This is a genomic window from Synechococcus sp. CBW1108 (genome assembly GCF_015840335.1).
Classification (GTDB): Bacteria; Cyanobacteriota; Cyanobacteriia; order PCC-6307; family Cyanobiaceae; genus Cyanobium_A.
Map to the genome: position 1 here is coordinate 305,209 of NZ_CP060395.1, position 22,261 is coordinate 327,469.

General features: G+C 64.8%; 30 protein-coding genes. 6 read left to right on the forward strand and 24 right to left on the reverse strand.

The annotated features are described in order from the left end of the window. The first annotated feature begins 71 nt into the window (after nucleotides 1–71). On the forward strand, nucleotides 72–461 hold the full coding sequence (locus H8F27_RS01610) for a hypothetical protein (protein WP_197150693.1): 390 nt from the start codon (nucleotides 72–74) through the stop codon (nucleotides 459–461). Nucleotides 462–518: 57 nt separating this feature from the next. Here H8F27_RS01610 and H8F27_RS17905 read toward each other — a convergent pair whose 3' ends face one another. The 13 genes from H8F27_RS17905 to H8F27_RS01670 form a co-directional block, all read right to left on the reverse strand. Further along, on the reverse strand, nucleotides 519–641 hold the full coding sequence (locus H8F27_RS17905) for a hypothetical protein (RefSeq protein WP_255015659.1): 123 nt from the start codon (nucleotides 639–641) through the stop codon (nucleotides 519–521). After that, nucleotides 638–826: a hypothetical protein gene (locus H8F27_RS01615; protein WP_197150695.1), complete on the reverse strand. Its 189-nt coding sequence runs from the start codon at nucleotides 824–826 to the stop codon at nucleotides 638–640. The genes H8F27_RS17905 and H8F27_RS01615 overlap by 4 nt, the downstream gene beginning before the upstream one ends. Nucleotides 827–959: 133 nt before the next feature. After that, complete coding sequence (locus H8F27_RS01620) at nucleotides 960–1,433, reverse strand: NUDIX hydrolase (RefSeq protein WP_197150705.1); 474 nt, start codon at nucleotides 1,431–1,433, stop codon at nucleotides 960–962. Between the two features lie 8 nt (nucleotides 1,434–1,441). Then, on the reverse strand, nucleotides 1,442–2,359 hold the full coding sequence (locus H8F27_RS01625) for an oxidoreductase (protein WP_197150715.1): 918 nt from the start codon (nucleotides 2,357–2,359) through the stop codon (nucleotides 1,442–1,444). A 24-nt stretch (nucleotides 2,360–2,383) separates the two neighbouring features. Beyond that, nucleotides 2,384–4,120, reverse strand: coding sequence for an NAD-dependent malic enzyme (locus tag H8F27_RS01630; protein ID WP_197150718.1), 1,737 nt, complete (start codon nucleotides 4,118–4,120; stop codon nucleotides 2,384–2,386). Nucleotides 4,121–4,156: 36 nt separating this feature from the next. Then, nucleotides 4,157–4,567 (reverse strand): tellurite resistance TerB family protein, encoded by a 411-nt coding sequence (locus tag H8F27_RS01635; protein WP_197150721.1) that lies wholly within the window; start codon nucleotides 4,565–4,567, stop codon nucleotides 4,157–4,159. Nucleotides 4,568–4,595: 28 nt separating this feature from the next. Further along, nucleotides 4,596–4,868 carry a hypothetical protein gene (locus H8F27_RS01640; protein ID WP_197150724.1) on the reverse strand — a complete coding sequence of 91 codons (273 nt, stop codon included), beginning with the start codon at nucleotides 4,866–4,868 and terminating at the stop codon, nucleotides 4,596–4,598. A gap of 138 nt (nucleotides 4,869–5,006) precedes the next feature. After that, on the reverse strand, nucleotides 5,007–5,825 hold the full coding sequence (ppk2, locus tag H8F27_RS01645) for a polyphosphate kinase 2 (protein ID WP_231596617.1): 819 nt from the start codon (nucleotides 5,823–5,825) through the stop codon (nucleotides 5,007–5,009). 241 nt (nucleotides 5,826–6,066) lie between these two features. Further along, nucleotides 6,067–6,453 carry a hypothetical protein gene (locus H8F27_RS01650; protein ID WP_197150726.1) on the reverse strand — a complete coding sequence of 129 codons (387 nt, stop codon included), beginning with the start codon at nucleotides 6,451–6,453 and terminating at the stop codon, nucleotides 6,067–6,069. Between the two features lie 243 nt (nucleotides 6,454–6,696). Next, nucleotides 6,697–7,071 (reverse strand): hypothetical protein, encoded by a 375-nt coding sequence (locus H8F27_RS01655; protein WP_197150729.1) that lies wholly within the window; start codon nucleotides 7,069–7,071, stop codon nucleotides 6,697–6,699. Continuing rightward, nucleotides 7,068–7,316: a hypothetical protein gene (locus H8F27_RS01660; RefSeq protein ID WP_197150741.1), complete on the reverse strand. Its 249-nt coding sequence runs from the start codon at nucleotides 7,314–7,316 to the stop codon at nucleotides 7,068–7,070. Before H8F27_RS01660 ends, H8F27_RS01655 begins: the two co-directional genes overlap by 4 nt. A gap of 45 nt (nucleotides 7,317–7,361) precedes the next feature. Beyond that, on the reverse strand, nucleotides 7,362–7,964 hold the full coding sequence (locus H8F27_RS01665; RefSeq protein WP_197150744.1) for a DUF4335 domain-containing protein: 603 nt from the start codon (nucleotides 7,962–7,964) through the stop codon (nucleotides 7,362–7,364). Nucleotides 7,965–7,977: 13 nt separating this feature from the next. Beyond that, entirely contained in the window at nucleotides 7,978–8,520 is a 543-nt protein-coding gene (locus H8F27_RS01670; RefSeq protein WP_197150747.1) for a DUF3038 domain-containing protein, read from the reverse strand. A 41-nt stretch (nucleotides 8,521–8,561) separates the two neighbouring features. On the opposite strand from H8F27_RS01670, the gene H8F27_RS01675 reads away from it, so the two are divergent. Then, on the forward strand, nucleotides 8,562–9,086 hold the full coding sequence (locus H8F27_RS01675) for an adenine phosphoribosyltransferase (RefSeq protein ID WP_197150750.1): 525 nt from the start codon (nucleotides 8,562–8,564) through the stop codon (nucleotides 9,084–9,086). Between the two features lie 18 nt (nucleotides 9,087–9,104). Here the strand turns inward: H8F27_RS01675 and H8F27_RS01680 are convergent, their stop codons facing one another. The 5 genes from H8F27_RS01680 to dapB form a co-directional block, all read right to left on the reverse strand. Beyond that, nucleotides 9,105–9,311, reverse strand: coding sequence for a DUF2949 domain-containing protein (locus H8F27_RS01680; protein WP_370594455.1), 207 nt, complete (start codon nucleotides 9,309–9,311; stop codon nucleotides 9,105–9,107). Nucleotides 9,312–9,345: 34 nt separating this feature from the next. Continuing rightward, nucleotides 9,346–10,530 carry an FAD-dependent monooxygenase gene (locus H8F27_RS01685; protein WP_197150753.1) on the reverse strand — a complete coding sequence of 395 codons (1,185 nt, stop codon included), beginning with the start codon at nucleotides 10,528–10,530 and terminating at the stop codon, nucleotides 9,346–9,348. 93 nt (nucleotides 10,531–10,623) lie between these two features. Further along, on the reverse strand, nucleotides 10,624–10,881 hold the full coding sequence (locus tag H8F27_RS01690; RefSeq protein ID WP_197150755.1) for a high light inducible protein: 258 nt from the start codon (nucleotides 10,879–10,881) through the stop codon (nucleotides 10,624–10,626). 99 nt (nucleotides 10,882–10,980) lie between these two features. Further along, the gene (locus H8F27_RS01695) at nucleotides 10,981–11,631 is read right to left on the reverse strand and encodes a hypothetical protein (RefSeq protein ID WP_197150757.1); all 651 of its coding nucleotides are present in this window, start codon (nucleotides 11,629–11,631) and stop codon (nucleotides 10,981–10,983) included. A 25-nt stretch (nucleotides 11,632–11,656) separates the two neighbouring features. Further along, nucleotides 11,657–12,505 (reverse strand): 4-hydroxy-tetrahydrodipicolinate reductase, encoded by an 849-nt coding sequence (dapB, locus tag H8F27_RS01700; RefSeq protein WP_197150759.1) that lies wholly within the window; start codon nucleotides 12,503–12,505, stop codon nucleotides 11,657–11,659. Between the two features lie 108 nt (nucleotides 12,506–12,613). On the opposite strand from dapB, the gene H8F27_RS01705 reads away from it, so the two are divergent. Further along, on the forward strand, nucleotides 12,614–16,618 hold the full coding sequence (locus H8F27_RS01705) for a magnesium chelatase subunit H (protein ID WP_197153292.1): 4,005 nt from the start codon (nucleotides 12,614–12,616) through the stop codon (nucleotides 16,616–16,618). A 238-nt stretch (nucleotides 16,619–16,856) separates the two neighbouring features. On the opposite strand, the gene H8F27_RS01710 is transcribed toward H8F27_RS01705, so the two are convergent. From H8F27_RS01710 to H8F27_RS01735, 6 genes are all read right to left on the reverse strand, one after another. Continuing rightward, nucleotides 16,857–17,234 carry a HEPN domain-containing protein gene (locus H8F27_RS01710; RefSeq protein ID WP_197150761.1) on the reverse strand — a complete coding sequence of 126 codons (378 nt, stop codon included), beginning with the start codon at nucleotides 17,232–17,234 and terminating at the stop codon, nucleotides 16,857–16,859. Further along, complete coding sequence (locus tag H8F27_RS01715; protein WP_197150764.1) at nucleotides 17,231–17,635, reverse strand: nucleotidyltransferase family protein; 405 nt, start codon at nucleotides 17,633–17,635, stop codon at nucleotides 17,231–17,233. Before H8F27_RS01715 ends, H8F27_RS01710 begins: the two co-directional genes overlap by 4 nt. Nucleotides 17,636–17,682: 47 nt before the next feature. Then, complete coding sequence (locus H8F27_RS01720) at nucleotides 17,683–17,943, reverse strand: hypothetical protein (protein WP_197150766.1); 261 nt, start codon at nucleotides 17,941–17,943, stop codon at nucleotides 17,683–17,685. Nucleotides 17,944–18,086: 143 nt separating this feature from the next. Then, nucleotides 18,087–18,926, reverse strand: a complete 840-nt coding sequence (gene folP, locus H8F27_RS01725) for a dihydropteroate synthase (protein ID WP_197150769.1) — start codon at nucleotides 18,924–18,926, stop codon at nucleotides 18,087–18,089. 12 nt (nucleotides 18,927–18,938) lie between these two features. Continuing rightward, nucleotides 18,939–19,667 carry a triose-phosphate isomerase gene (gene tpiA, locus H8F27_RS01730; RefSeq protein ID WP_197150772.1) on the reverse strand — a complete coding sequence of 243 codons (729 nt, stop codon included), beginning with the start codon at nucleotides 19,665–19,667 and terminating at the stop codon, nucleotides 18,939–18,941. 29 nt (nucleotides 19,668–19,696) lie between these two features. Next, nucleotides 19,697–19,894 carry an RNA-binding S4 domain-containing protein gene (locus tag H8F27_RS01735; RefSeq protein WP_197150775.1) on the reverse strand — a complete coding sequence of 66 codons (198 nt, stop codon included), beginning with the start codon at nucleotides 19,892–19,894 and terminating at the stop codon, nucleotides 19,697–19,699. Nucleotides 19,895–19,941: 47 nt separating this feature from the next. Between H8F27_RS01735 and H8F27_RS01740 the strand changes: the two genes are divergently transcribed. The 3 genes from H8F27_RS01740 to H8F27_RS01750 are packed head-to-tail and all read left to right on the forward strand — an operon-like array spanning nucleotide 19,942 to nucleotide 22,235. After that, a complete protein-coding gene (locus H8F27_RS01740) occupies nucleotides 19,942–21,681 on the forward strand; it encodes an ABC transporter ATP-binding protein (protein ID WP_197150780.1) in 1,740 nt (579 codons plus the stop codon). Next, complete coding sequence (locus H8F27_RS01745; RefSeq protein ID WP_197150782.1) at nucleotides 21,681–21,977, forward strand: hypothetical protein; 297 nt, start codon at nucleotides 21,681–21,683, stop codon at nucleotides 21,975–21,977. Before H8F27_RS01740 ends, H8F27_RS01745 begins: the two co-directional genes overlap by 1 nt. Before the next feature lie 27 nt (nucleotides 21,978–22,004). Beyond that, nucleotides 22,005–22,235 (forward strand): DUF6447 family protein, encoded by a 231-nt coding sequence (locus H8F27_RS01750; RefSeq protein ID WP_197153293.1) that lies wholly within the window; start codon nucleotides 22,005–22,007, stop codon nucleotides 22,233–22,235. The last annotated feature ends 26 nt before the right edge of the window (nucleotides 22,236–22,261 follow it).

Consider the following 22,261-nt stretch of genomic DNA (forward strand, 5'->3'; position numbering starts at 1 on the left):
CCCGAATGTTCTGCCGATCGGCTGCTTTGACGCGATCAGGCAGGCTGGGGCGGCCCTGAAGGATTGGTTCGATGGCCGACGCTCCCTATCTGGTTGCCCTTGCGCTCGTTGAGATCTCAGGTAAGCGCGCCCTGCCACTCATCGGGAAATCCCAGGCTGCAGCTGCTTTAGAGGCTTCTGACCCCGGCGAGGCCGGCCGCAGCCTGGCGCTGGACCTGCTGCTGCGCCTCTGGCAGCGCAGCGATGAAGGCCCCCTGCAGAGGGCGGCGGCGGATGCCAGTTTGCTGCTGGTGGAAATACCTATGGAGGTGATGAGTGAGCAGCTGCCGCTACTGAAAGCAAGCTGGCTCTCCGGGGGTGAAACCCAGGTATTGCTTGACAGTCTGCAGGGCCTTGTGAGCAGGGCCTGGCGCATCTCGATAGCCAAATATGAACCGGTGAGTTTCACAGCCTGGCCCTGACTGGGTTGGGCCGGGCTCAAAGAGCTGCGCCGGCGGCCAAAGCTCAGCTGAAGGGAGTTAGCTGAAGGCACTCAGCTGGGCGGCGCATTCGAGGCAGGTTGCGATGCAGGCCAGCGTGAGGGCGGCAGTCCAGGCCGAACGGATCAGCCTGGTGAGCACCAGAAAAATCGGCGTGATCATCGCAGGTTGCCCTGGTCGACGGGCGTGATCTCGGCGTGGGGAACCAAAAAGGTGGGAAACCGATGGCGGCTCAATGGCCAACGCCTGACCCAGGCTGAACCGGAGACCTCATCCAGGTTGACCACCTGGTAGAGCGCATCAGGCTTGGAGCGGAGACCGATGATTGATCCTGAGTGGAAGGTCACGGTCGCTGGGTTGATCTGGTACCAGCAAAACAGTACTTTTGACAATATGCCGCAATAATTTGAAAGCCCTGACATCCCCGCTCCCCCCTGGGGCCGGCGCTCGAGTCGAACCTGGGGGCTCAGGGCTGGGGGCTCAGGAGTAGGCGGGTCCTGCTGGGGCCGCAAAAAACCTCTGCATCACCTCGGCCAATCCATCGGCCAGGGGACGGTGGCCCTGCAGCCTTGGGCTCCAGATCGAGCCGCTGAGCAATTCTTGCGGCGACACCAGGGCCTTGTCCTGACCCTCCAGCAGCTGCAGCTGCGCCAAAGGCACTGTTAGCTGGCCGCAGAAGACATGGGCCCGGCGCCTGGGGTTGCGGTGCTCCATGGCGTAGTGGAGCAGGTCCGCCTGCCAACCGATCTCCTCCAACAACTCACGCTGCAGGGCCTGCTCCGCTGTTTCACCCGGATCCAGATGGCCCCCGAACAGGCCCCAACAGCCGGGGGCAACGATGCCGGGAATGTCGTCGCGCAGCTGCATCAGCCAGCAGCCGTCCTGCTCCAACATGGCAAGGGCAACCTCTACGGCCCGGTTATCACTTACAGCCCAGTTACCAATTTCAGCCATAGCAATTCTCAGCTGGTGGGAGGTGCCGTGAGCTGCTCGCTCAGCTGCCACAGCTTCAGGCGCTGCTGGCCATCAGTGGCGGCAGGGGCCACAGGCACCTCCTTGGGGTGGCCGCGCATTCCCCCCAGCTGGTCGGGGCCGTAGTGGCCCCCGGGCCGGGCAGCGGGCGCCGTGGCAGCAAAGAGCTGGGGCAGGGCCCCCATGGCGGAGCTCTGCATCAGTGGACCCATGACTCGATAGGCCAGGGGTTCAAACCAGGAGCCGCTGGCAGCCACCGAAGCGGGCTGCAGGTTGGTGCGGGCGATGCCGGGATGGGCGGCCAGCGAAAGCACATCAGCACCGGCGGCCAGCAACTGCTGCTGCAGCTCCAGGGCGAACATCACATTGGCCAGCTTGCTCTGGCCATAGGCGGCCCAGCGGTCATAGCGGCGCTCCCCCTGCAGATCGTCAAAGGCGATGCGCCCGAAATACTGGGCCCCGGAGGTCACGGTCACGACCCGGCTCGCGGGGCGAGCTCGCAACAGCGGCAGCAGGGCCATGGTCAGGGCGAAGTGGCCCAGATGGTTCACCCCAAATTGCATCTCAAAACCATCACTAGTAAGGCTGCGGGGCAGGCCCATCACGCCGGCGTTGTTGATCAGAAGGTCAAGGCGGCCATAGCGATCGGCCAGGGCGCGGGCCGCGGCCCGCACCGAGACCAGATCGGCCAAGTCGAGATCGAGCAGATCGATCGCACCGCTCGCCTCGTCGGCCAGCAGGGAGGCGCGGGCCTGTTCAGAGCGCTGACGGCTGCGGCAGCCCAGCACCACCGTGGCACCGCGGCGCACCAAGGCCCGGGCAGTCTCCAGCCCCAGACCACTGCTGGCGCCAGTGATCAGGGCCAGACGACCAGACTGGTCGGGAATGTCGGCAGCAGTCCAGGGCATCGCAGGCCTCAGCGTGGCCAAATGCTACGGAATATGTAGCTGGTCAGCGCTGCTCGCCAGGGGCGGATAAGTCGGCAGCCAGCGGGCCTGCTGCAGCAGCAGGGGCACCTGCTCTTGGCTGATCCCTTCGCGGGCCAGCCCCTCCCGGACGCCTGCGCTGGCCACGGCCTGGGCCACCGCAGCGGCCACCGCCGCGCCATCGCCCAGGGATGGCATCAGAGGGGCCATCGGATTGCGGCTGGCGGGGATCCACTCCGCCAGGGCCTGCAGCCCCGCATCGATCATCCCGTCGCTGATGGCCCGCAGGCCCAGGGCCACCGTGGCAAAGCCCAGCCCGGGAAACAGGAAACAGTTGTTGCACTGACCGATCACCCGCCGCCCCCCCGGCAGCTCAACAGGCGCAAAGGGACTGCCAGTCGCCACCAGGGCCCGACCACCGGTCCAGGCGAGCAGGTCGGCAGGGACTGCCTCCGCCAGGCTGGTGGGGTTGGAGAGGGGCAGGATTACCGGGTGGGCGCAGTGGCGGGCCATCTCCTCCACCAGCTCTCGGCTGAAGGCCCCCGCCACGGTTGAAGTGCCGATCAAGACGGTGGGGTGCACCTGGGCCACCACGGCGGCCAGGTCAATCTGGCCCTCGCGATTGCGGCCAAAATCGCCCAGCTCCTGGGGATCCCGGGCCAGGGCGGCGGCGCCGGGATTTAGACCCGCCATCCCCTGCACCAGCAGACCATCCCGATCCACCGCCCAGATCCGCTCGCCGGCCTGCCCGGGGCTCAGGCCGGCCTTCTGCAGCAGGCGCAGCAGGCCCTCGGCAATACCGCAGCCAGCAGTGCCCGCACCGAACACCACGATGCGCTGGTCTGCCAGGGTCTGGCCCAGCCCCTGGCAGGCCGCCAGCACCGCCGCACTGACCACGCCGCTGGTGCCCTGGATGTCGTCGTTGAAGCTCGGCAGCTTGTCGCGGTAGCGCTCCAGCAGCTGGCGGGCATGGCTGGTGCCGAAGTCTTCCCAGTGCAGGCAAGCGCCTGGACACTCCAGCTGGACGGCCTCAACGAACTCATCGACGAAGCCCAGGTAGTCAGCCCCTGCCAGGCGGCGCTGGTGCAGGCCGGGGTAGAGGGGATCGGCCAGCAGGCTGGGCCGATTGGTGCCCACATCGAGGGCGACCGCCAGCACCCGCTCCGGGTTGAGGCCTGCGCAGAGGGTGTAGACGGCCAGCTTGCCCTGGCAGATGTGGATTCCTCCCACCCCCTGATCTCCGATGCCAAGGATCCCCTCTGAATCGGTGACGAGCACCAGATCGATGGGGCCATTGATGCCATTGCGCAGCACCTGGCGCAGGCGACCCCGTTGGTCGGCACTGATGAATAGACCCTCGATGGGGGTGCGGTAACTGCGACTGAAGTCCTGAATCACTGCCCCCACGGTGGGGGTGTAGACGATCGGCAGCACCGCTTCGAGGTGGTCGCTGAGGAAGCGGTGAAAGAGCACCAGGTTGCTGCGGCGCAACCCCTCCACAAAGGCGTATCGCTCCAGGGGGGCCTCCAGCTGGCAGAAAGCGGCCCAACTGCGCTGCACCTGCAGGGCCAGGCTCTCAACCTGGGGCGGCAATAGCCCCTCGAGCCCAAAGGCAAGGCGCTGGGGCGCCGCAAAAGCGGTGCCCTGATTCAGTGCGGGATCCCGGAGCAGATCCAGCCCCCGTTTGCTGGTCAAACGCGGCGAGGGCGAGGATGGGGCGGCTGCCGCTGCCGGCTCATGCATGGAGTTGGCAGGCCTAAGGGGGCATAAATCTAGCTACTAGCCTTCACACTCAATCTCCGCGTGGAGAATATCCATCACCCTGAGGATTTCGGAGCTAAGGGCGCTATCGAGCTCCAGAACAGCAGCGAGATTGATCAAGATATTTTGTTCATCATCCTGCAGGGGGCCATCGGAGCGCATTATTTCTGCCGCCACGGCAAAAGCGGCGCCCCGCTGTCTGGCATTTAACATTGCAGCGCCATCAACCATTAGATGCTGGGCTCCTTTTTCCCGCAATTGCTTGAGCAGGGAGTCCAACAATTGCATCATCTGGGCTTCGTCATAGTCACGAAATGGCATGCGGTAATCGAGGGCATGGCGCAGGGATCTGGAGCCAGCCATCGATAAAACACCATCCCAACAAACAGCTGCCAGGGCTACTGCAGCAAACGCATCGGCGGCGCTCATCGAATTCATTGGCCTAGGGGCGGGGTGACTAGGTGGCGAGACCTAACAACAAGGGCTCGGCCTCACTTTTAACATCGCCCAGCTGCCAGTTGTGCAGCAGTAGGTGGCGCAGAAACTCAACTGCGGTCTCCTTAGCCTGAAAGTCGAGCTGCTCGATCACACACCCCAGTCCCTGACCAGACTGGAAGGTGGTGTGGATCGCAGCCAACTTCTTGCCTGGATTCAGAATCAAGCTCCAAGTGCCCTTGTAGGAGGCGCGTCCGTCCTCGAGGGTGATCAGTGCGAGGTCAGAACTGACCATGGGGCTTATCACGGGGCCAGGGCAGGAAATAACCACTGCAGCCGTTAGCCGGCAATGGCGCTGTGACTGTCGCGACAGATTTGCGATTCTTTACGCCTACCGCCTGGACTTACCCTTGGGGGCCAAGTGCGGCCATGTCTAGGGGTAGCAGTTGGGCACAAAAAACTGTTCATTCAGCGGGGGCCTCTGGTAGTCGCCACCGCCCAGGCGGGGGGGCAGTTCGATCGGCTCAGGAGTCATGTCCACATAGGGAACCTTGCTGAGCAGGTGCTGGATGCAGTTGAGACGGGCACGGCGCTTGTCGTCAGCCTCAACCGTGAACCAGGGGGCTTCAGGAATGTTGGAGTGGGCGAACATCTCGTCCTTCGCTTTGGAAAACTCAACCCAGCGATCACGGGACTCCAGATCCATTGGGCTTAGCTTCCAGCGCCGGGCTGGGTCTTCAAGGCGGGAGCGGAAGCGGGCTTCCTGCTCCTCATCACTGACCGAGAACCAGTATTTCAATAACGTGATGCCGCTGCGCACCAGCATGCGCTCAAATTCTGGACAGGATTGCCTGAACTCCTCAACCTGCTGGGGCGTGCAGAAGCCCATCACGTTTTCCACCCCGGCGCGGTTATACCAGCTGCGATCGAAGAGCAGAATCTCGCCAGCGGAGGGGAAGTGCTCCACATAGCGCTGGAAATACCACTGGGTCTTCTGCTGATCCGAGGGTGTGCCCAAGGCTACTACCCTGCAACCGCGGGGGTTGAGGGGCTCGGTTATCCGCTTGATCGTTCCGCCCTTACCAGCGGCGTCCCGTCCTTCAAAGAGCAGGATGATGCGATAGCCAGTGTGCTTGATCCAGTACTGCATCTTGACCAACTCCACCTGGAGCCGGGCCAATTCTTTTTCATATAGCTTGCGATCGAGCCTGGTTTTCTTGCCCTCCGAATTGACAGAAAAATCATCAAAGATTGGCGAGGGGAAATAGCGATCGCTCGGGCTGTCAGGCCTAGATTTACCTGCTTTAGCATGGGCAGCCGGGTTCTTTTTGGCCTCTTTTAACTTCTTTTTCAAGCTCTTTTTCTTCTTGCCGGCCTGCCCATCCGCTGGAATTGCCACCACATTGGTCACGGGAAACTATCCATTACTCATGCTAGGCCTACCGCTTGCGGAGCAGGCCAATTGCAGCAAAGGCCACATAAGGGCGTGATTGTTATTTTTCTTTATGGAATACCGGCGCGGGCTGGGGCTCCGGCTGCTGAATAAGCGGCTGATCCAGCGTCTGGTCCAGAGACTGATCCAGAGACTGGTCCAGAGGCTGTTCCAGCAGAGCAACTAGTTCCCTGCGGGCGGGGCTAGCCCGATTCAACTCCCTCTCCAGGCTGGCAATGCGCATTTCACGCAGACAGTATTTGCAGCCACCGGTGGTTTGCAGATGCTTTTCAGGGGTAATCGAAATCTGCTTTACCGGATGGGTGGTGCAGCGAATTCGCACCGGTGTCTTGTAGCTTTTATAAATGATCTCAGCGTAATCATATTGATTGCCAAAGCGAAATCTGGCCCGCTCTAGGAAAAGCTCCCGACTGATTGGGTTGCCCATCGCCAGGCCCCTTCCGAAGTCTTAAGGGGCATAATTTAAACAAGCACCGGCCCTATCCCGCAAGTTCCTGCCAAAGCGACACGTTGCTGCGATCCTGGCTAGCGATCTCCCGAAACGGATCATGATTCCCGAGAAGCCCCAGCGGCCTGCCTGGCTGAACTGGTTGTTCCTGGCAGCCTTCCTCTGGAGCTCCTACCAGCTGGCAGGTTTCTGGATACAGCGCCTACATGGCTAGGTGTCCGCTCAGGGACGAGCTGGTGGCTGGGGCCAGAGGGCCTGAATCAGGCGAATCAGAGCCAACACCACCAAAGCGACCGCCGCCGCCGCCGCAAGTACCAGCAGAAGCACGGAAAGCAACTGCAGAACGCCCCAGAGCGCCTGCTTGACGCCTTCGATCAGATTGACCAGGGCTTTGCTGAGCACCAAAAAGGTGTCAAACCGATCCGGCACCTGCAACAGGGCAAGGATGAGGCCTACCCCAGTGCCGCCCAGCAGGAAGGAAGTGCCGACTTGGCGCAACCGGGCCTGGAGCTGGCGGCCCCTAAATACCCGCCGCCTGGTCTTAGCGGGCTTGCCGCTGACATAAAGCTGCTTCTCGCGGCGACGGCCTGACTTCATATCTCTAGGACGTAGCCGGCACCGCGCATCCAGCGCTCGAATTCAATCAGCACCAGCTCATTGGGGCAATCGATCAGGGAAAGATCGGCCACGGTGCAATCCCCGTGGCCGCCATGGTGGAGGGAGAGGCGAAAGTCTTCGCCACTGAGCCCGCAGACCTCCGGATCACTGCGCACCACCACCCCAAGGCTGGCGCCTAGCCGGGCAACCCGAATCCGTAGCTCTGACCAACTCAGCTTCGGCATGGACCAGGCTGGAACAACTTCAGTGTGACCAGGCCGGCGCCAAAGTCAAGAAGGGGGCTGCTGGACCGCGCTGGGGTTGGCCGTGGGTGGGGCCACAGGCTTGGGTTCGGGAAGCAGCAGGCCCAATCCAGCTGCCAGCCCCAGGGCCAGCACCCCCCCCAGCGGGGCGGCCAGGCGCTGGGCCAGGGGCCGGCGTTCCAGCAGCTCCCGGGCCCTGAGGGGCAGGGGCGAGGGCAGCTCAAGCTGCAACTGCAGGCGGGGATCAAGGCGCAACTGATCGAGCACCCGCACCAGATCGGCTAGCTCGGCATCGTCGAGTTCTAGCTGTAACGGGGGCGTATCGGCCTGGCTGCTGCGCAGCAGCAGCAGGTGGCCCCTGCCAGGGTTGGGGCCAATCTCGACCGGCGTGGGGTCGGCCCCAAAGCGGCGGGGCACGCCGCTGATCAAATAGCGGGCGTAGGGCAACACCACCTGCATCAGGGCTAGCAGGTGCTCCTTGCGGCCCTCCAACGCGGGGCGACCGGCCCACTGCAGGCTCCAGCCCGTGATGATGCCGAGGGCCCCGGCACCCTGGCCCATGGACACATCCGGCAGACCCTCCACCCGCAGGCGACAGCTGAGTTGGTCGTATTGAAGGGACTGTTTCATGGCCTGGGCAGATTCATGGCTGGGCGTCCAGGAGGCTGGCCCGCAGGCGCTCAAACCCGCCCGCGCCCGCGCCAAGGGCAAGGGCCTGCACCAGCTGGCGGGCCTGGCGGGCGCCGGCATCGGGGTCGAGCAAGAGTTGCACGCCGCCACGGCGGGGGTTCATGCGCTCGCGGATCAGCTCCAACAGGCGGCCGCGGAACAGGTCCCAGCGCTGGCTGAGCACCTCGGCAGGCTCGGCGCTGGTGAGCAGGCCGCGCAGCAGGGGGTAGAGGCGGTCGGCCAGGGAACAGAGAATGCGGATCAAGGCGTCGGTTTCCACCGGGTCGAGGCCATCGCGGCGGGTGGTGCGGCGCAGGGGATTGGTGCAGCGCCGCTTCCAGAGTTCCACCCGGTTGGGGAAGAGCTTGGTGAAGCCCATCTGCTCGCTCATCCACACCATCGACTCGCCGCCGTTGAGGTCGAGGGCCTCCACGCTGAGCAGAAGCAGGTCGAGGCGCTCCAGGCCGCGGCGGGGAAGCCGGGCGCTGGGTTCCGGCGCGGTTGGGTCCAGGGACATGGCTGCGATGATGCCAGCAAGTGCCCCCCCCCGTCACGTCCATGACCCCAGACCTGCGGGAACTCGTGCGGGATGTGCCCGATTTCCCCAAGCCCGGCATCCTGTTTCGCGACCTGACGCCACTGATGCGCGACCCCGCCGGCTGGCAGGAGGTGATCCGTCAGCTGGGCGCGGTGTGCGAGCGGCTGCAGCCAGAGCTGATCGTCGGCATTGAGTCGCGGGGCTTCATCGTCGGCACCGCCCTGGCCACTGCCGTCCGCCTGGGCTTCGTGCCGGTGCGCAAGGCAGGCAAGTTGCCCGGCAAGGTCACCGGTGTCGATTACGCCCTGGAATACGGCAGCGACCGCCTGGAGATCCACAGCGACGCCCTGGCCGACGGCTCCAGGGTGCTGATCATCGACGACCTGCTGGCCACCGGCGGCACCGCCGCCGCCTGCGCCGAACTGGTGCAGGCGGCCGGCGGCGAGCTCTGCGGCTTCGGCTTCGTGGCCGAGCTGGCGGCCCTCGAGGGCCGCCGCAAATTGCCCCAGCAGCAGCCGGTCGAATCGCTGATCATCTACAGCTGATTATCTAGAGCTGGTCACCTACAGCTGGTCCTGCCAGCCGATCAGGGTGTCAAATTGCTCGAGGCTGATCAGCCCGTAGCGCCAGAGCACCACCGGCAGGGGTGCCAGCTCCTGCTGGGCCTGGCGCAGACCGAGCTCCAGGGCACTCTCACTCAGCCCGAACTGATGCCGCAACAGGCGCACCATCTCCTGGGAGGGGGGGGGCAGGGAAGGGGTGCTGATCACCTTGGGCTAGGGGGCCACGTGCAATTCATGCTGGTCATTGGCGCAACAGCTGGCAAGGTCCGTGGGTCATCGCCGCCAGGGCCAGCTGCCTCAGAGGTGGCAGGCGAGCCAAAAGCACCAGGGCCAGGTGGCGGATGGGCAGAAGCAGGGGCGAACGGTTGGAGAAGAGCCTTACCAACAGGTCGGTAGCCAGCAGGGTGAGCAGCAGGTCGGGCCAGCGGCGGCGGCCATAGGCCGCAGGTAGCCGCTCCACCGCCAACCGGCCAGCCACCACCTGCCCCGCCAGACGCTGGAGCTGGGCCACGTCACGCCAGCAGAGGTTGAGCCCCTGTCCGCCTACCGGATGGCAGCGATGGCCGCTCTCGCCCACCAGCACGGTGCGGCCTCGATGCAGGCTGTGGGCCAGCAGCAGGCCCGCCGGATAGGCCCGGGGGGCATCCAGCAGGGCATCGGGCTGGAGCCCATCCGGCAGGGCGCCAGCCAGGGCGTCAAGGAAAGCCCCATCGCCAAGGCTCTCCAGCTGGCGGCAGCGGCGGGCCGGCGCACTCCAGACCAGCTGGAATATGCCGTCTCCCAGGGGCAGCACCGCAAAGGGCCCCTCGGGCCGCAACAGCTCCCAGGCCTGGTCGTTGGCGCTGCCGCGCAGCTGCACCAGACAGGTAAGGCAATTCTGGGAGTAGGCCCAGTGCAGGGCGCCGATTCCCAGGGCCGCCCGGCTGGGGGAGTGGGGGCCGTCGGCGGCAACCACCAGATCTGGCGGCGGCAGGGACGACTGGGCCGGTGGAGAGCCCAGCTCGAGAACCACGGCGGGATCGGCCGCAAGGGCCGCCAGCAAGGGCGGCAGAAGCTGCTGATGCTGGGCTATCCAACCCACTGCGGTGGATGAAAGGGTGGCTGAGGGGGGGGCGTTTGCCGGGCCCGGGCCAAGATCAGCCGGGGTGAAGCCCACCTGGCGCTCAACAGCCAGGTCAACCAGCTCCAGGCGGCGAAAAGGAACCATGACCTGCTCCAGGGAGCTCCACAGCCCCATTTGGGAGAGCAATCGCTGGCTGGAGTGGCTGAAGGCATAGGCGCGGTTGCGCTCCAGCAGGGCCGAGGCCGGCAGGGGATCACAGATGCGCACCTGCCAGCCGGCCCGGGCGAGCGCCAGGGCCGCCAGGGCACCGGTGGGACCGGCCCCCAGCACCTGGGCCCGGAAAACCGGATTGGGATGGACCATGGCGACAGGCTGATCAGCCCGGGTGGGAGCACAAAAAAGCCGCAGCTCATTCACTGCGGCTCAAGCTGAAACTGGGCAGGGATTTAGCTGAGCTCAGCCGATGCCGAGCAGACCGCGGGTGAAGGATTCGCCGCCCAGGGCAAATTCGGTGATCAGCAGGGCAATGAAACCGAGCATGGCCATGCGGCCGTTGAGCTTTTCAGCGCGCTCGTGGAAGCCCCAGCCGCTTTCGCTGGAGACCACTTCCATCCGGGGCTCGGTGGCGAAGGCATTGAGGCGGCCCCCGTCTTCGGTGGTGACGGTGGCGCCCCTGATGGTGGCAGCGGTGACTGCGGGAGTGGCCTGGGTCATCGGGGCTCTAATGTGAGGTTGCTGTCGAAATTGTAACGCATTATTGCAGAGCCTGGGCGGATCGGCGCCCAGGCTCTGCAAACCTCTCTGCGAAAACCCTCAGCGGAATCTTTTGAGGCAGAGCTCCTCAAAGGCTGGGCGCAACAGGAAGGGGTATTCCCCCACCCACAGCTTCAACTGGGGTAGCCAGGCATCGGTGATCGCCCCCACCTGGGAGAAATCCTTGCGCTCACTGAGCACCAGCACCCGCACCACCATGCCGGCGCGGATCTTCTGGTGTTTCTTCTTGTCAAAGGGGAAGCGCACCTTGCCGAGATAGCCCTGCTCGTCCTCCAGCTCGAGGGTGAGCCAGGTGCGGCGGTTTTCCACCAGCTCCAGGCGACCGCTGTTATTGGCCTGTTCGCGCCGATCCTCAACAATCTCGCGGGTATAGAGATCAGCTATCTCCCCTTCAAACAGGGCGGCCGCCGGGTAGCGGCGCAGGGTCGCGTTCTTCTGGCCGGCCTCCAGGATCGGGCCCCAGAGCAGGTAGAGGGCAAAAACCACTCCCACCATCAGGAACACGGGCCCAAACTGGCTGGAGAACAGCAGGGTCTGGCTGATCAGCAGGGCGATCACGGCGCCGATCACGGAGATCAGCACCCTCTGCAGCACCTTGCGGGGATTGCCAGTGCAGGCATTGAACTGGGGGCCGGTGGCGACCGCCGGGATCAGGCGGGGGAGCTCGCCGGGGCGCAGGGGAATCAGCATGGGGCCAGTGTGGGCTCAGGCCTCTTCACAACAGCCGCTCCAGGCCATACACCAGCCCACCCAGCTGGCGCACCTTTCGCACGGTGAGCAGAACCCCCGGCATGTAAGCGGAGCGTTCGATCGTGTCGTGGCGCAAGGTGTAGGTCTCCCCGGGCGCGCCAAACAGCACCTCTTGGTGGGCCACCAGGCCCGGCAGGCGAATCGAATGGAGCCGCAGACCGCTCTCGCGCAGCCCACCGCGGCAGCCCGCCAGGGTTTCGTGCTCCTCCACCTGCTGGGGGTTGAAGGCTTTGCCCAGCTCCTCGATCAGCTCGGCGGTCTTGATGCAGGTGCCACTGGGGGCATCGGCCTTGCGGTTGTGGTGCAGCTCGGTGAGTTCGGCGTAGTCGTAGAAGCGGGCGGCGGCGGCAGCGGCCTGCTGCAGCAGCACCATGCCGACTGAGAAGTTGGGGATCACGGCCCCACCCACCCCCGCCTTCTCGGCAAACGCAGCCAGATCGGCCAGCTGCTCGCTCGAGAGACCGGTAGTGCCGATCACCGGGTGCACCCCGTAGGCGATGGCGCCGCGGCTGTGCTCGTAGACCACCGAGGGGTGGGTGAAATCCACCAGCACGGCAGCCCCGCCGCTGCGGGCGGCCTGGCTGGCCTGGCAGAGGGCCCCCTCAAAATCGCTGGTAATCGCCACCTGGAGCTCCCCCAGGCCGAGCTCCAGGCCCACATCGGCGCCCTCCTTGCCGGAGGTGGTGTCGATCGCTGCCACGAGCTGGCAGTCGGGCGCGGCATGGAGGGCCTTGATCACCTCTGCGCCCATGCGGCCCAGGGCTCCGGCCACCACCACGGGGATCGGGGCAGCGGGGGCAGGGGCAGGAGCCATGGCGAGCGCAGGTAGTGGGGTCGAGCCTATGTGTGCCGCGCAGGCCTGGCCAGCGGTCGCATCAGGTCAGGGAGCTCCGTAGATTCCCTGGGATCAGTCCAGTTGCCCATGTTCACGCAGGTTCGCTCCACCAACCGCCGCATCAGCCCCGGTGAGGTGAACGGCCGGGCCGTGATGAAGGCCGTGTATGTGGTGCTCGAACCCCAGTACCAGCACGCCCTCACCCAGGCGGCCAACTCGCTCAACGACCAGAACGGTCCCCTGGCGATCGAGCTGAGCGGTTACCTGATCGAGGAACTGCGCGACCCCCAGAACTACGCCGACTTCCAGGCCGATGTGGCCGCAGCGGACGTGTTCATCGCCTCGCTGATTTTCATCGAAGACCTGGCCCAGAAAGTGGTCGAGGCCGTTGCCCCCCACCGCGACCGGCTCAAGGCCGCCGTGGTGTTCCCCTCCATGCCGGAGGTGATGCGACTCAACAAGCTCGGTACCTTCTCGATGGCCCAGCTGGGCCAGAGCAAGAGCGCCATCGCCAGCTTCATGAAAAAGCGCAAGGAGGCCGGTGGCGCCGGCTTCCAGGACGCGATGTTGAAGCTGCTCAATACCCTGCCAACCGTTCTCAAATATCTGCCGGTGGAGAAGGCCCAGGACGCCCGCTCCTTCATGCTCAGTTTCCAGTATTGGCTGGGCGGCACGCCAGACAACCTGCGCAACTTCCTGTTGATGCTGGCCGACAAATACGTCTTCCCCCGGGCTGACAGCGATCGGGCCGCCGTGGTGGTGGCCGAGCCCGAGGTGTTCCCCGACCTGGGCATCTGGCACCCCCTGGCGCCGGTGATGTTCACCGACCTCAAGGAATACCTCAACTGGACCTCCAGTCGCACCGATCTCAGCGAAAAGGCGCTCCAGGGTCCGCTGATCGGCTTGGTGCTGCAGCGCAGCCACATCGTTACCGGCGATGAGGCCCACTACGTGGCGATCATCCAGGAACTGGAATACCGCGGCGCCCGCGTGATCCCGGTGTTCTGCGGCGGCCTCGATTTCACCAAGCCGGTGAATGCCTTCTTCTACGACCCGCTCAACCCCGATGTGCCCCTCGTCGATGGGGTGGTGTCGCTCACCGGCTTTGCCCTGGTGGGAGGCCCGGCCCGCCAGGACCACCCCAAGGCGATAGAGGTGCTCCAGAAGCTCAACCGCCCCTACATGGTGGCCCTGCCGCTGGTGTTCCAGACCACCCAGGAGTGGGAGGAGAGCGACCTGGGCCTGCATCCGGTGCAGGTGGCCCTGCAGATCGCCATCCCCGAGCTCGATGGCGCCATCGAGCCGATCGTGCTCAGCGGCCGCGACGACGCCACCGGCAAGGCCCACACCCTCCAAGACCGGGTGGAGGCCATCGCCGAACGCTCGATCCGCTGGGCCTCGCTGCGGGTAAAGCCCCGGGCCGTAAAGAAGCTGGCCATCACCGTATTCAGCTTCCCGCCAGACAAGGGCAACGTGGGCACCGCCGCCTACCTGGATGTGTTCGGTTCGATCCACCGGGTGCTGGAGGAGATGAAGCTCAAGGGCTACGACGTGCAGAACCTGCCGCCCACTGCCAAGGCCCTGATGGAGGCGGTGATCAACGACCCAGAAGCGCTTCAAGGGGCCCCGGAGCTCTCGATCGCCCACCGCATGAGCGTGACCGAATACGAGCAGCTCACCCCCTATTCCGAGCGGCTGGAGGAGAACTGGGGCAACCCCCCGGGCAACCTCAATTCCGACGGCACCAACCTGCTGATCTACGGCCGCCACTTCGGCAATGTGTTTGTAGGCGTGCAGCCCACCTTTGGCTATGAGGGCGACCCGATGCGGCTGCTCTACTCCCGCAGTGCCAGCCCCCACCACGGTTTTGCCGCCTACTACACCTATCTGGAGAAGGTGTGGCAGGCCGATGCGGTGCTGCACTTCGGCACCCATGGCTCGCTGGAGTTCATGCCCGGCAAGCAGATGGGCATGAGCGAAACCTGCTACCCCGATTCCCTGATCGGTGCCCTGCCAAACCTCTATTACTACGCGGCCAATAACCCGAGCGAGGCGACGATCGCCAAGCGGCGGGGCTACGCCTCCACGATCAGCTATCTCACCCCACCGGCAGAAAACGCCGGCCTGTATCGGGGTCTCAAGGAGATGGGCGAACTTGTGGGGTCCTACCAGCAGCTGCGGGAAAGTTCCCGCGGTGTGCAGATCGTCAACGCAATCGTCGAAACGGCGCGCCAGTGCAACCTCGACAAAGACGTAAGCCTGCCCGAGCTGGATGCGGCCCAGTTGAACCTGGACGCAAGGGATTCCGTAGTGGGTGCGGTGTACCGCCAGCTGATGGAGATCGAAAGCCGCCTGCTGCCCTGCGGCCTGCACACGATCGGCAAGCCCCCCACCGCGGAGGAGGCGATCGCCACCCTGGTGAACATCGCTGCCCTGGAGAGAGACGAAGACGGCCTGCGTTCCCTGCCGGCCCTGCTGGCCGAGAGCCGGGGCCGCACGATCGGCGACATCTACAAGGGCAATGACGCCGGCGTGCTCGCCGATGTGGAGCTCAACCGCGTCATCACCGAGGTGTGCCGTGCGGCGGTGGCTTCGATGGTGAAGGCCGTCACCGGCGCCGATGGCCGGGTAACCCTGCGCCAGAACTTCGCCTGGCTGTTCGCCCTGCTGGAGCGCTTCGGTTTCCAGCTGCCCAGCCCCTGGCTGAGTTCCTGCCGCGCGGCTGGCTTCCCAGGGGTGGATCAGGCCGAACTCGACAAATTGTTTGGCTACCTGCGCTTCTGCCTCGAGCAGATCTGCGCCGACATGGAAATGGAGAGCCTGCTCAAGGCCCTAGATGGCGAATACGTGCTGCCTGGCCCCGGTGGTGACCCGATCCGCAACCCCGGCGTGCTGCCCAGCGGCAAAAACATCCACGCCCTCGATCCCCAGTCGATCCCCACCAGAGCAGCGATTGCGGCCGCCAAGGTGGTGGTGGATCGGCTGATCGAGCGCCAGAAGGCGGAACAGGGGGCCTGGCCCGAAACAATCGCCTGCGTGCTCTGGGGCACCGACAACATCAAGACCTACGGCGAATCTCTGGCCCAGATCCTCTGGTTTATCGGCGTGCGGCCCGTGGCCGACTCTCTAGGCCGGGTAAACAAGCTGGAGCTGATCACCCTTGAGGAGCTGGGCAGGCCCCGCATCGATGTGGTGGTGAACTGCAGTGGGGTATTCCGCGACCTCTTCATCAACCAGATGGGCCTGATTGACCAGGGCGTGAAGATGGCAGCTGAGGCCGATGAGCCCCTGGATATGAACTTCGTGCGCCGCCACGCCCTTGAGCAGGCGACAGCCCAGGGCGTTTCCCTGAGGGATGCGGCTACACGGGTTTTCTCCAATGCCAGCGGCAGCTACAGCTCCAACGTCAACCTGGCGGTGGAGAACAGCACCTGGGAACAGGAGGATGAATTGCAGGAGATGTATCTCTCCCGCAAAACCTTTGCCTTCAATGCCGACAACCCGGGGGAGATGAATCAAAACCGCGAAGTGTTTGAATCAGCCATGAAGACGGCCGATGTTACCTTCCAAAACCTGGACTCCGCCGAAATCTCGCTCACCGATGTGAGTCACTACTTCGATTCCGATCCCACCAAGCTGATTGCGGGCCTGCGCGACGACGGCAAGGCCCCGGCCAGCTATATCGCCGACACCACCACAGCCAACGCCCAGGTGCGAAGCCTGAGCGAAACTATCCGCCTCGATTCACGCACCAAGCTGCTCAACCCCAAGTGGTATGAGGGCATGCTCAAAAGCGGCTATGAGGGCGTGCGGGAGGTGGCCAAAAGACTCAACTTCACCCTGGGTTGGAGTGCAACCAGTGGCGCGGTGGACAATTTCGTATATGAGGATGCCAATGACACCTTCATAAATGACCCGGAGATGCGCAAGCGGCTGATGGACCTCAATCCCCACAGCTTCCGCCGCATCGTGGGCACCCTGCTGGAAGTTAATGGCCGCGGCTACTGGGAAACCAGCGACGAAAACATCGCCCAACTCCAGGAGATCTACCAGGAGATCGAAGACCGCATTGAGGGGGTAACGGAGGCATAAGCGCCAGATTAGTTAAATCGACTACCGCCGTTTGAGGGTTATGGGCGGCCTCCAGTCTGCTGCGGCAAGTGGCAGAAGGAAGGGTTTTCACAATTGAATCTCACGGCCGACCTGTTGCCACCTTGGCGCCGGCTAAAACCGCCAACGCGTCCCACTCTGCTTCCCGTCGCGCCTTCTTCAATCTACTGGCCAACCAGCCTGCAAGCGGTGGTTGCCGCACATGGCATAGAGATGAGTTTTACGACTGATGCGGGCCGCACGCCTCTTTGACCACATCACTCCGCAAAAACATGATCTGCTCGAGGATGAGGCTGCGATCATCACAGAGTGGAAACGGACCCTCTTCATAACGAGCTTCCACCTCATAGGGCTGGAGGCTGAGCAGGGCGGGATCCAGTTCCAATCCCGCCAACAGGGCCAACTCCTGGAGCATGTGCGTGAAGGGAGGGCGCTGATCGTCGAGCACTATGCGAGCCTTCAGCAACTTCTCCACGCTCTGCTGGGCGGTGAAACCCCACTCCTCATCGGGATAGGCGGGATCCAGGTTCAGCCTCAGGGCCTGCAGATGGCGATCCACGAGGGCAAGCAGCACCCGGGCGTCCTCTTGAGGAGTCATGGCTGCACCACCAGCACCACACCATGGCGGGCAGCCTCGCTGATTACGTGCCAGCGGGAGCCGGCCAGGCGGGCGGCATCAGCCGAGCCACTCAACACCAGATCAACCGAGATAGGGAGATGCTGCAAAGGCCGAAAATGGCGCCACCAGCTGGCCACCTTGGCCTCACCCTCAAGATGGGGAGTACGCTCCACCACGAGCAGATCCACATCCGACGTGGGCCTGGCCGTGCCCGTGGCGCGGGAGCCAAACAGCACCAAGGCCTGAACCGTGGCATCGGCAGCAATCTGCTGCAAGGCTGCCTCCAAACGCTGCTGAAGCCCATCCTCCAGCCCTGGCCCCAAATCGGGCAGGGTAAAGGGCTGGGGTGTGGTCCAGTCAGCGAGGGCGAGGCTGGTCATGGAGCCATTCTGGTCGAACCCAAAGCCGAGAGATAGACCTCGCCCGATCAGGAACAAATCACAGCAAACGGATTGCGCACCGCGACCGTGCCATAGGTTTCGCCATCGCTCATGTCTTCGGAGAGCACAAGGGTGCAACCGGATTGCTGGGCAGCGGCCAGGTCGAGACGGTCTGAGCGGGTGGCACGCCTCACCTGCACAACAAACTCCTGAGAAACTTGCACAGACACTGTCCAGTCGTCCTCGTTGAGCAGATAGCGGGCGAGCTGGCGCTTGAGTGCCTCAGCGGGCGTGGTGCTTAGGGGCATAAAGCAACACATTTGTGTCGAGAAAGCACCCTGCCGTCATGCCATGCGGGGCTGGCGATCGGTTGGCTGAGCTCGGCTTGATCTCCCCCCTCCACCGCCCGCTTCTTCTCGCTGGCCAAAGTCAGTGAACAGGGCCAGATCGATTACCCGCCGGGCTGAGGGGGCCTGAGCGCATCGGCCATGCGGGCAACCTGCACGATGGGCCCAACGTCGTGCACTCGCAGGATGCGGGCCCCCTGGGCAATCGCCTGGCTGCACACCGCCGCCGTGCCCCATAGCCGCGCCCGTGGCCTGGGCTCGCTCAACACCGCGCCGATAAAGCGCTTACGAGAAGGCCCCACCAGCAGGGGAAAACCCTCAGCTGCCACGGAGCTTAGGCCCCGGAGCAGATCCAGGTTGTGGTCAGTGTCCTTGGCAAAGCCCAACCCCGGATCCCAGATCAGCTGCAGCGGGCGCACACCCGCTGCCAGAGCCATTTCAGTGGCGGCCAATAGGCCAGCCCGCACCTCCGCCACCACATCGCCGTAACTGGCAAGGGAGTTCATGCTGCGGCTATCGCCGCGGCTGTGCATCAACACCAGTGGGCAGCCGGCAGACGCCGCCAAGGGCAGCATGGCCGGATCGCGGCGGCCGCCACTGACGTCGTTGATCCAGTCGGCTCCGGCAGCCAGGGCCGCCTCGGCCACGGCGGAATGGAAGGTGTCGACCGAGAGCAGGACCGCGGGATGGGCAGAACGGATCGCCGTAAGAGCCGGCAGCAGCCGCGCCAGCTCCCGCTTGGGCCCCACCTCCTCAGCGCCAGGCCTGGTGCTCTGGGCGCCAAGGTCAAGCAGATCTGCCCCCTGGGCCAGCATCCGCCCAGCGGCGCCCACGGCCTGGGCCACGCTGGTGAGGCGGCCGCCATCGCTGAAGGAATCGGGGGTGAGGTTCAGCACCCCCATCACGGCGGTGCGGTTGCCCCACGGGGCTCGGGGATCAGCCATCACCCCTGCCTTTCAGCGGCCGTAGTTGGCGATGCGGGCGAAGCTCACCGGGTCGAGCGCAGCCCCCCCCACCAGCACGCCGTCGATCTCTGGCTGGGCCATCAGGTCGTCGATGGTGGCTGGATTAACCGACCCTCCGTACTGCACCGTGACGCCGGGATTGCCCACCCAGCCGCGAATCAGCCCACAGATGCGGTTGGCCTCCTCGGCAGCGCAGGTTTTACCGGTGCCGATCGCCCAAATCGGCTCGTAGGCGACGATCAGGGAGGCGGGATCCACCTCCTCGAGGCCCTGCTCAATCTGGCGATGAATCACCCGCTCTGTTTCGTTTGATTCCCGCTGATCCAGGCTCTCGCCCACGCAGAGGATCGGGATCAACCCATGGCGCTGGGCGTTGCGGGCCCGCAGGTTGATCTGCTCGTCGCTCTCGCTGTAGTACTTGCGGGGCTCGCTGTGGCCCACAATCGCGTGACTGACGCCATGCTCCAGCAGCATCGGCGCCGAGATCATGCCGGTGTAGGCACCCTGGTCTTCCCAGTGGACGTTCTGGCCGGCAATCTGCACGCCAGCACCCTCCAAGTGGCGGCAGAGGGTGGGGATGGAGGTAAAGGGCGGCGCGATAACCACCTCCCGATCGTTGGGCAAATCGGCGATTAGGGGCCTGAAAACGGCTGCAAACACCCGCGTCTCCGCGCAGGTCATGTGCATCTTCCAGTTGCCCGCGATCACAGCTTTACGCACCGGCGCCAGCTCCGTACTGTCAGCAAAACCTAATGGTCCGCGGGCCGCTCTCCCATGAACAGCACCTCCCGGCCGTTGATGGTCACCGCATCCCCCAGGGCCAGCTGGCGACCCCGCCGGGTTTCGATGCTGCCGTTCACCTGCACATCACCGCGCTGGATGCGCAGCTTGGCCTCCCCGCCAGTACCCACCAGGCCCTGGTACTTGAGGAATTGGTCGAGTTTCAAAGCTGGGGCTGCAAAGGGGCTGCAAGAGTGGGGAATAGCGTGAAGCCATGCTTGCACCGCCTACGGCCGGGTTTCGAAAGCTCTGGCCGCTGCTGAAGCCCCACTCCCGGCGCCTCGCCGCCGGGGGACTGTGCATGCTCATCTTTGTGGCCTGCTGGCCCCTGCTGGCCTGGCTGGCCGGCCAGCTGATCCCCGCCATCGGCGCCGGCAACTTCCCGCTGGTGGCGCGCACCATCGCCGCGGCCCTGGGGTTATTTCTGGTGCAGAAGGCCGCCCAATTCGGCCAGGACACCCTGTTGGCCGGCCCGGCCCTGCGGGTGAGCCAGGAGCTGCGCCGGGGGCTGTTTGCCCGGCTGCAACGGCTCGAATTCGGCGCCCTGGAAAAACTCTCGGCCGGCGACCTCACCTATCGGCTCACCGAGGATGCGGACCGGGTGGGAGAGGTGATCTACAAAACCATCCAGGACACCATCCCCAGCGCCCTGCAGCTGGTGGTGGTGCTCGGCTACATGGTGTGGCTCGATCCGCCCCTGGCCCTGGCCACCCTGCTGCTCGCCCCGGTGGTTGTGGTGCTGGTGAGCAGCTTCGGCGCCCGGGTGATGGCGGCGGCAGAACGCAGCCAGAAGCAGGTGAGCGAGTTGGCGGGCCTGCTGGGCGAGGCGATCACCGGCCTGCCTTTGGTGCGGGCCTTTGCGGCCGAACCCTGGCTGCAGCAACGGTTCGACACCGAAATCGACCTGCACCGCCGGGCCCGCTACCGCACCCTCAAGCTGCTGGCCCTGCAGCACCCGGTGGTGGGCTTCCTCGAAGCGGCCGGCATTCTCACCGTGCTGCTGATCGGCGCCGCCCGCATTCAGGCCGGCGGCCTCAACAGCCAGGGTTTCAGCAGCTACGTGGCGGCGTTGCTGATGCTGATCGATCCGATCTCCCACCTCACCACCAACTTCAACGAGTTCCAGCAGGGCCAGGCCTCGCTGCAGCGGTTGCGGGCAATTGAGGCCGAGCCGGTGGAGGCCCCCGACCGTCCTGGAGCCCAGCCCCTGGGCAAGGTGCACGGCGCTTTGGTGCTCGAGCAGGTGCTCTTCGGCTATGACGCCGCCCGACCGGTGCTCCACAACCTCAATCTGAGCGTCGAACCAGGCCAGGTGGTGGCCCTGGTGGGGCCATCCGGCGCCGGCAAGAGCACCCTCTTCTCGCTGCTGTTGCGCTTCAACACCGCCCAGGCGGGCCGGGTTCTGCTCGATGGCCACAACTTGGCCGACCTGCGGGCCCGGGAGCTGCGCCGGGCTGTGGCCCTTGTACCCCAGCAGAGCAGCGTGTTCTCGGGCACGGTGGCCGAGGCGATCGCCTTCGGCCGGCCCGCCACGGAGGCGGCGATCCGCCAGGCCGCCCAGCTGGCCAATGCGTCCAGCTTCATCGAAGCCCTGCCCCAGGGCTACGCCAGCCGCATCGAGGAGCGGGGCAGCAATTTCTCCGGCGGCCAACTGCAAAGGCTGGCCATCGCCCGCGCCGTCCTCGGCAACCCGGCGGTGCTGTTGCTCGATGAGGCCACAAGTGCCCTCGATGCGGAGGCCGAGGAGGCAGTGCAGCGGGGCCTGGAGCAGGCCATGGCCGGCCGCACCGTGCTGGTGATCGCCCACCGGCTGGCGACGGTACAGGGGGCCAACCGGATCCTGGTGCTCGATGGCGGGCGGATCGTTGAGCAGGGCAGCCACAATGAGCTGATGGCCAGCGGCGGCCGCTACCGCGACCTCTGCGAGCGCCAGTTCATCCACCTGCAAGCCTGATGACCTGGGAGTACAGGGTGATCCACATCAATGTGGAGAGCGGCAATCCGCCTGGGCCGCCCTCACCCAAGACAGACAGCGAGCGGCTGGGGGGAGCGCTCAGCCCCGAATTTCTGCAGCGGGAATTCCCCCAGCAATACGACGCCGCTGCGACCAAGCCTCGCCACCCGGCCGAGCAGCTGCAGTTCTTTCTCAATGCCCTCGGCAAGGAGAACTGGGAGATGGTGGAGGCAGCCCAAGTGGGGCCGCTGCTGATGTTTTTTTTCAAGCGGCCGGGTCCCACCCCCCTATCGTGAGGGGTACCAAATTCCGTTTCCGTGGACATCGTCAGCCCCAACACCACAGGCAGCCAGCCGCCAGTGCTCACCTTCGAGGGCAAGCGCTACGACCTCAACAGCCTGCCCGATGAGCTCAAGGAGCTGGTGCGGGGCATGCAGGTGGCCGATGCCCAGCTGCGCATGCATGAGGACACCCTGAAGGTGCTTGCCGTGGGCCGCCAGTCGATGGCCAGCCAGCTCAACGACAAGCTCCAGGCCATCACCCCGCTGCCCTGAACAGGCCAGGCCTTATCAAGCGCAAG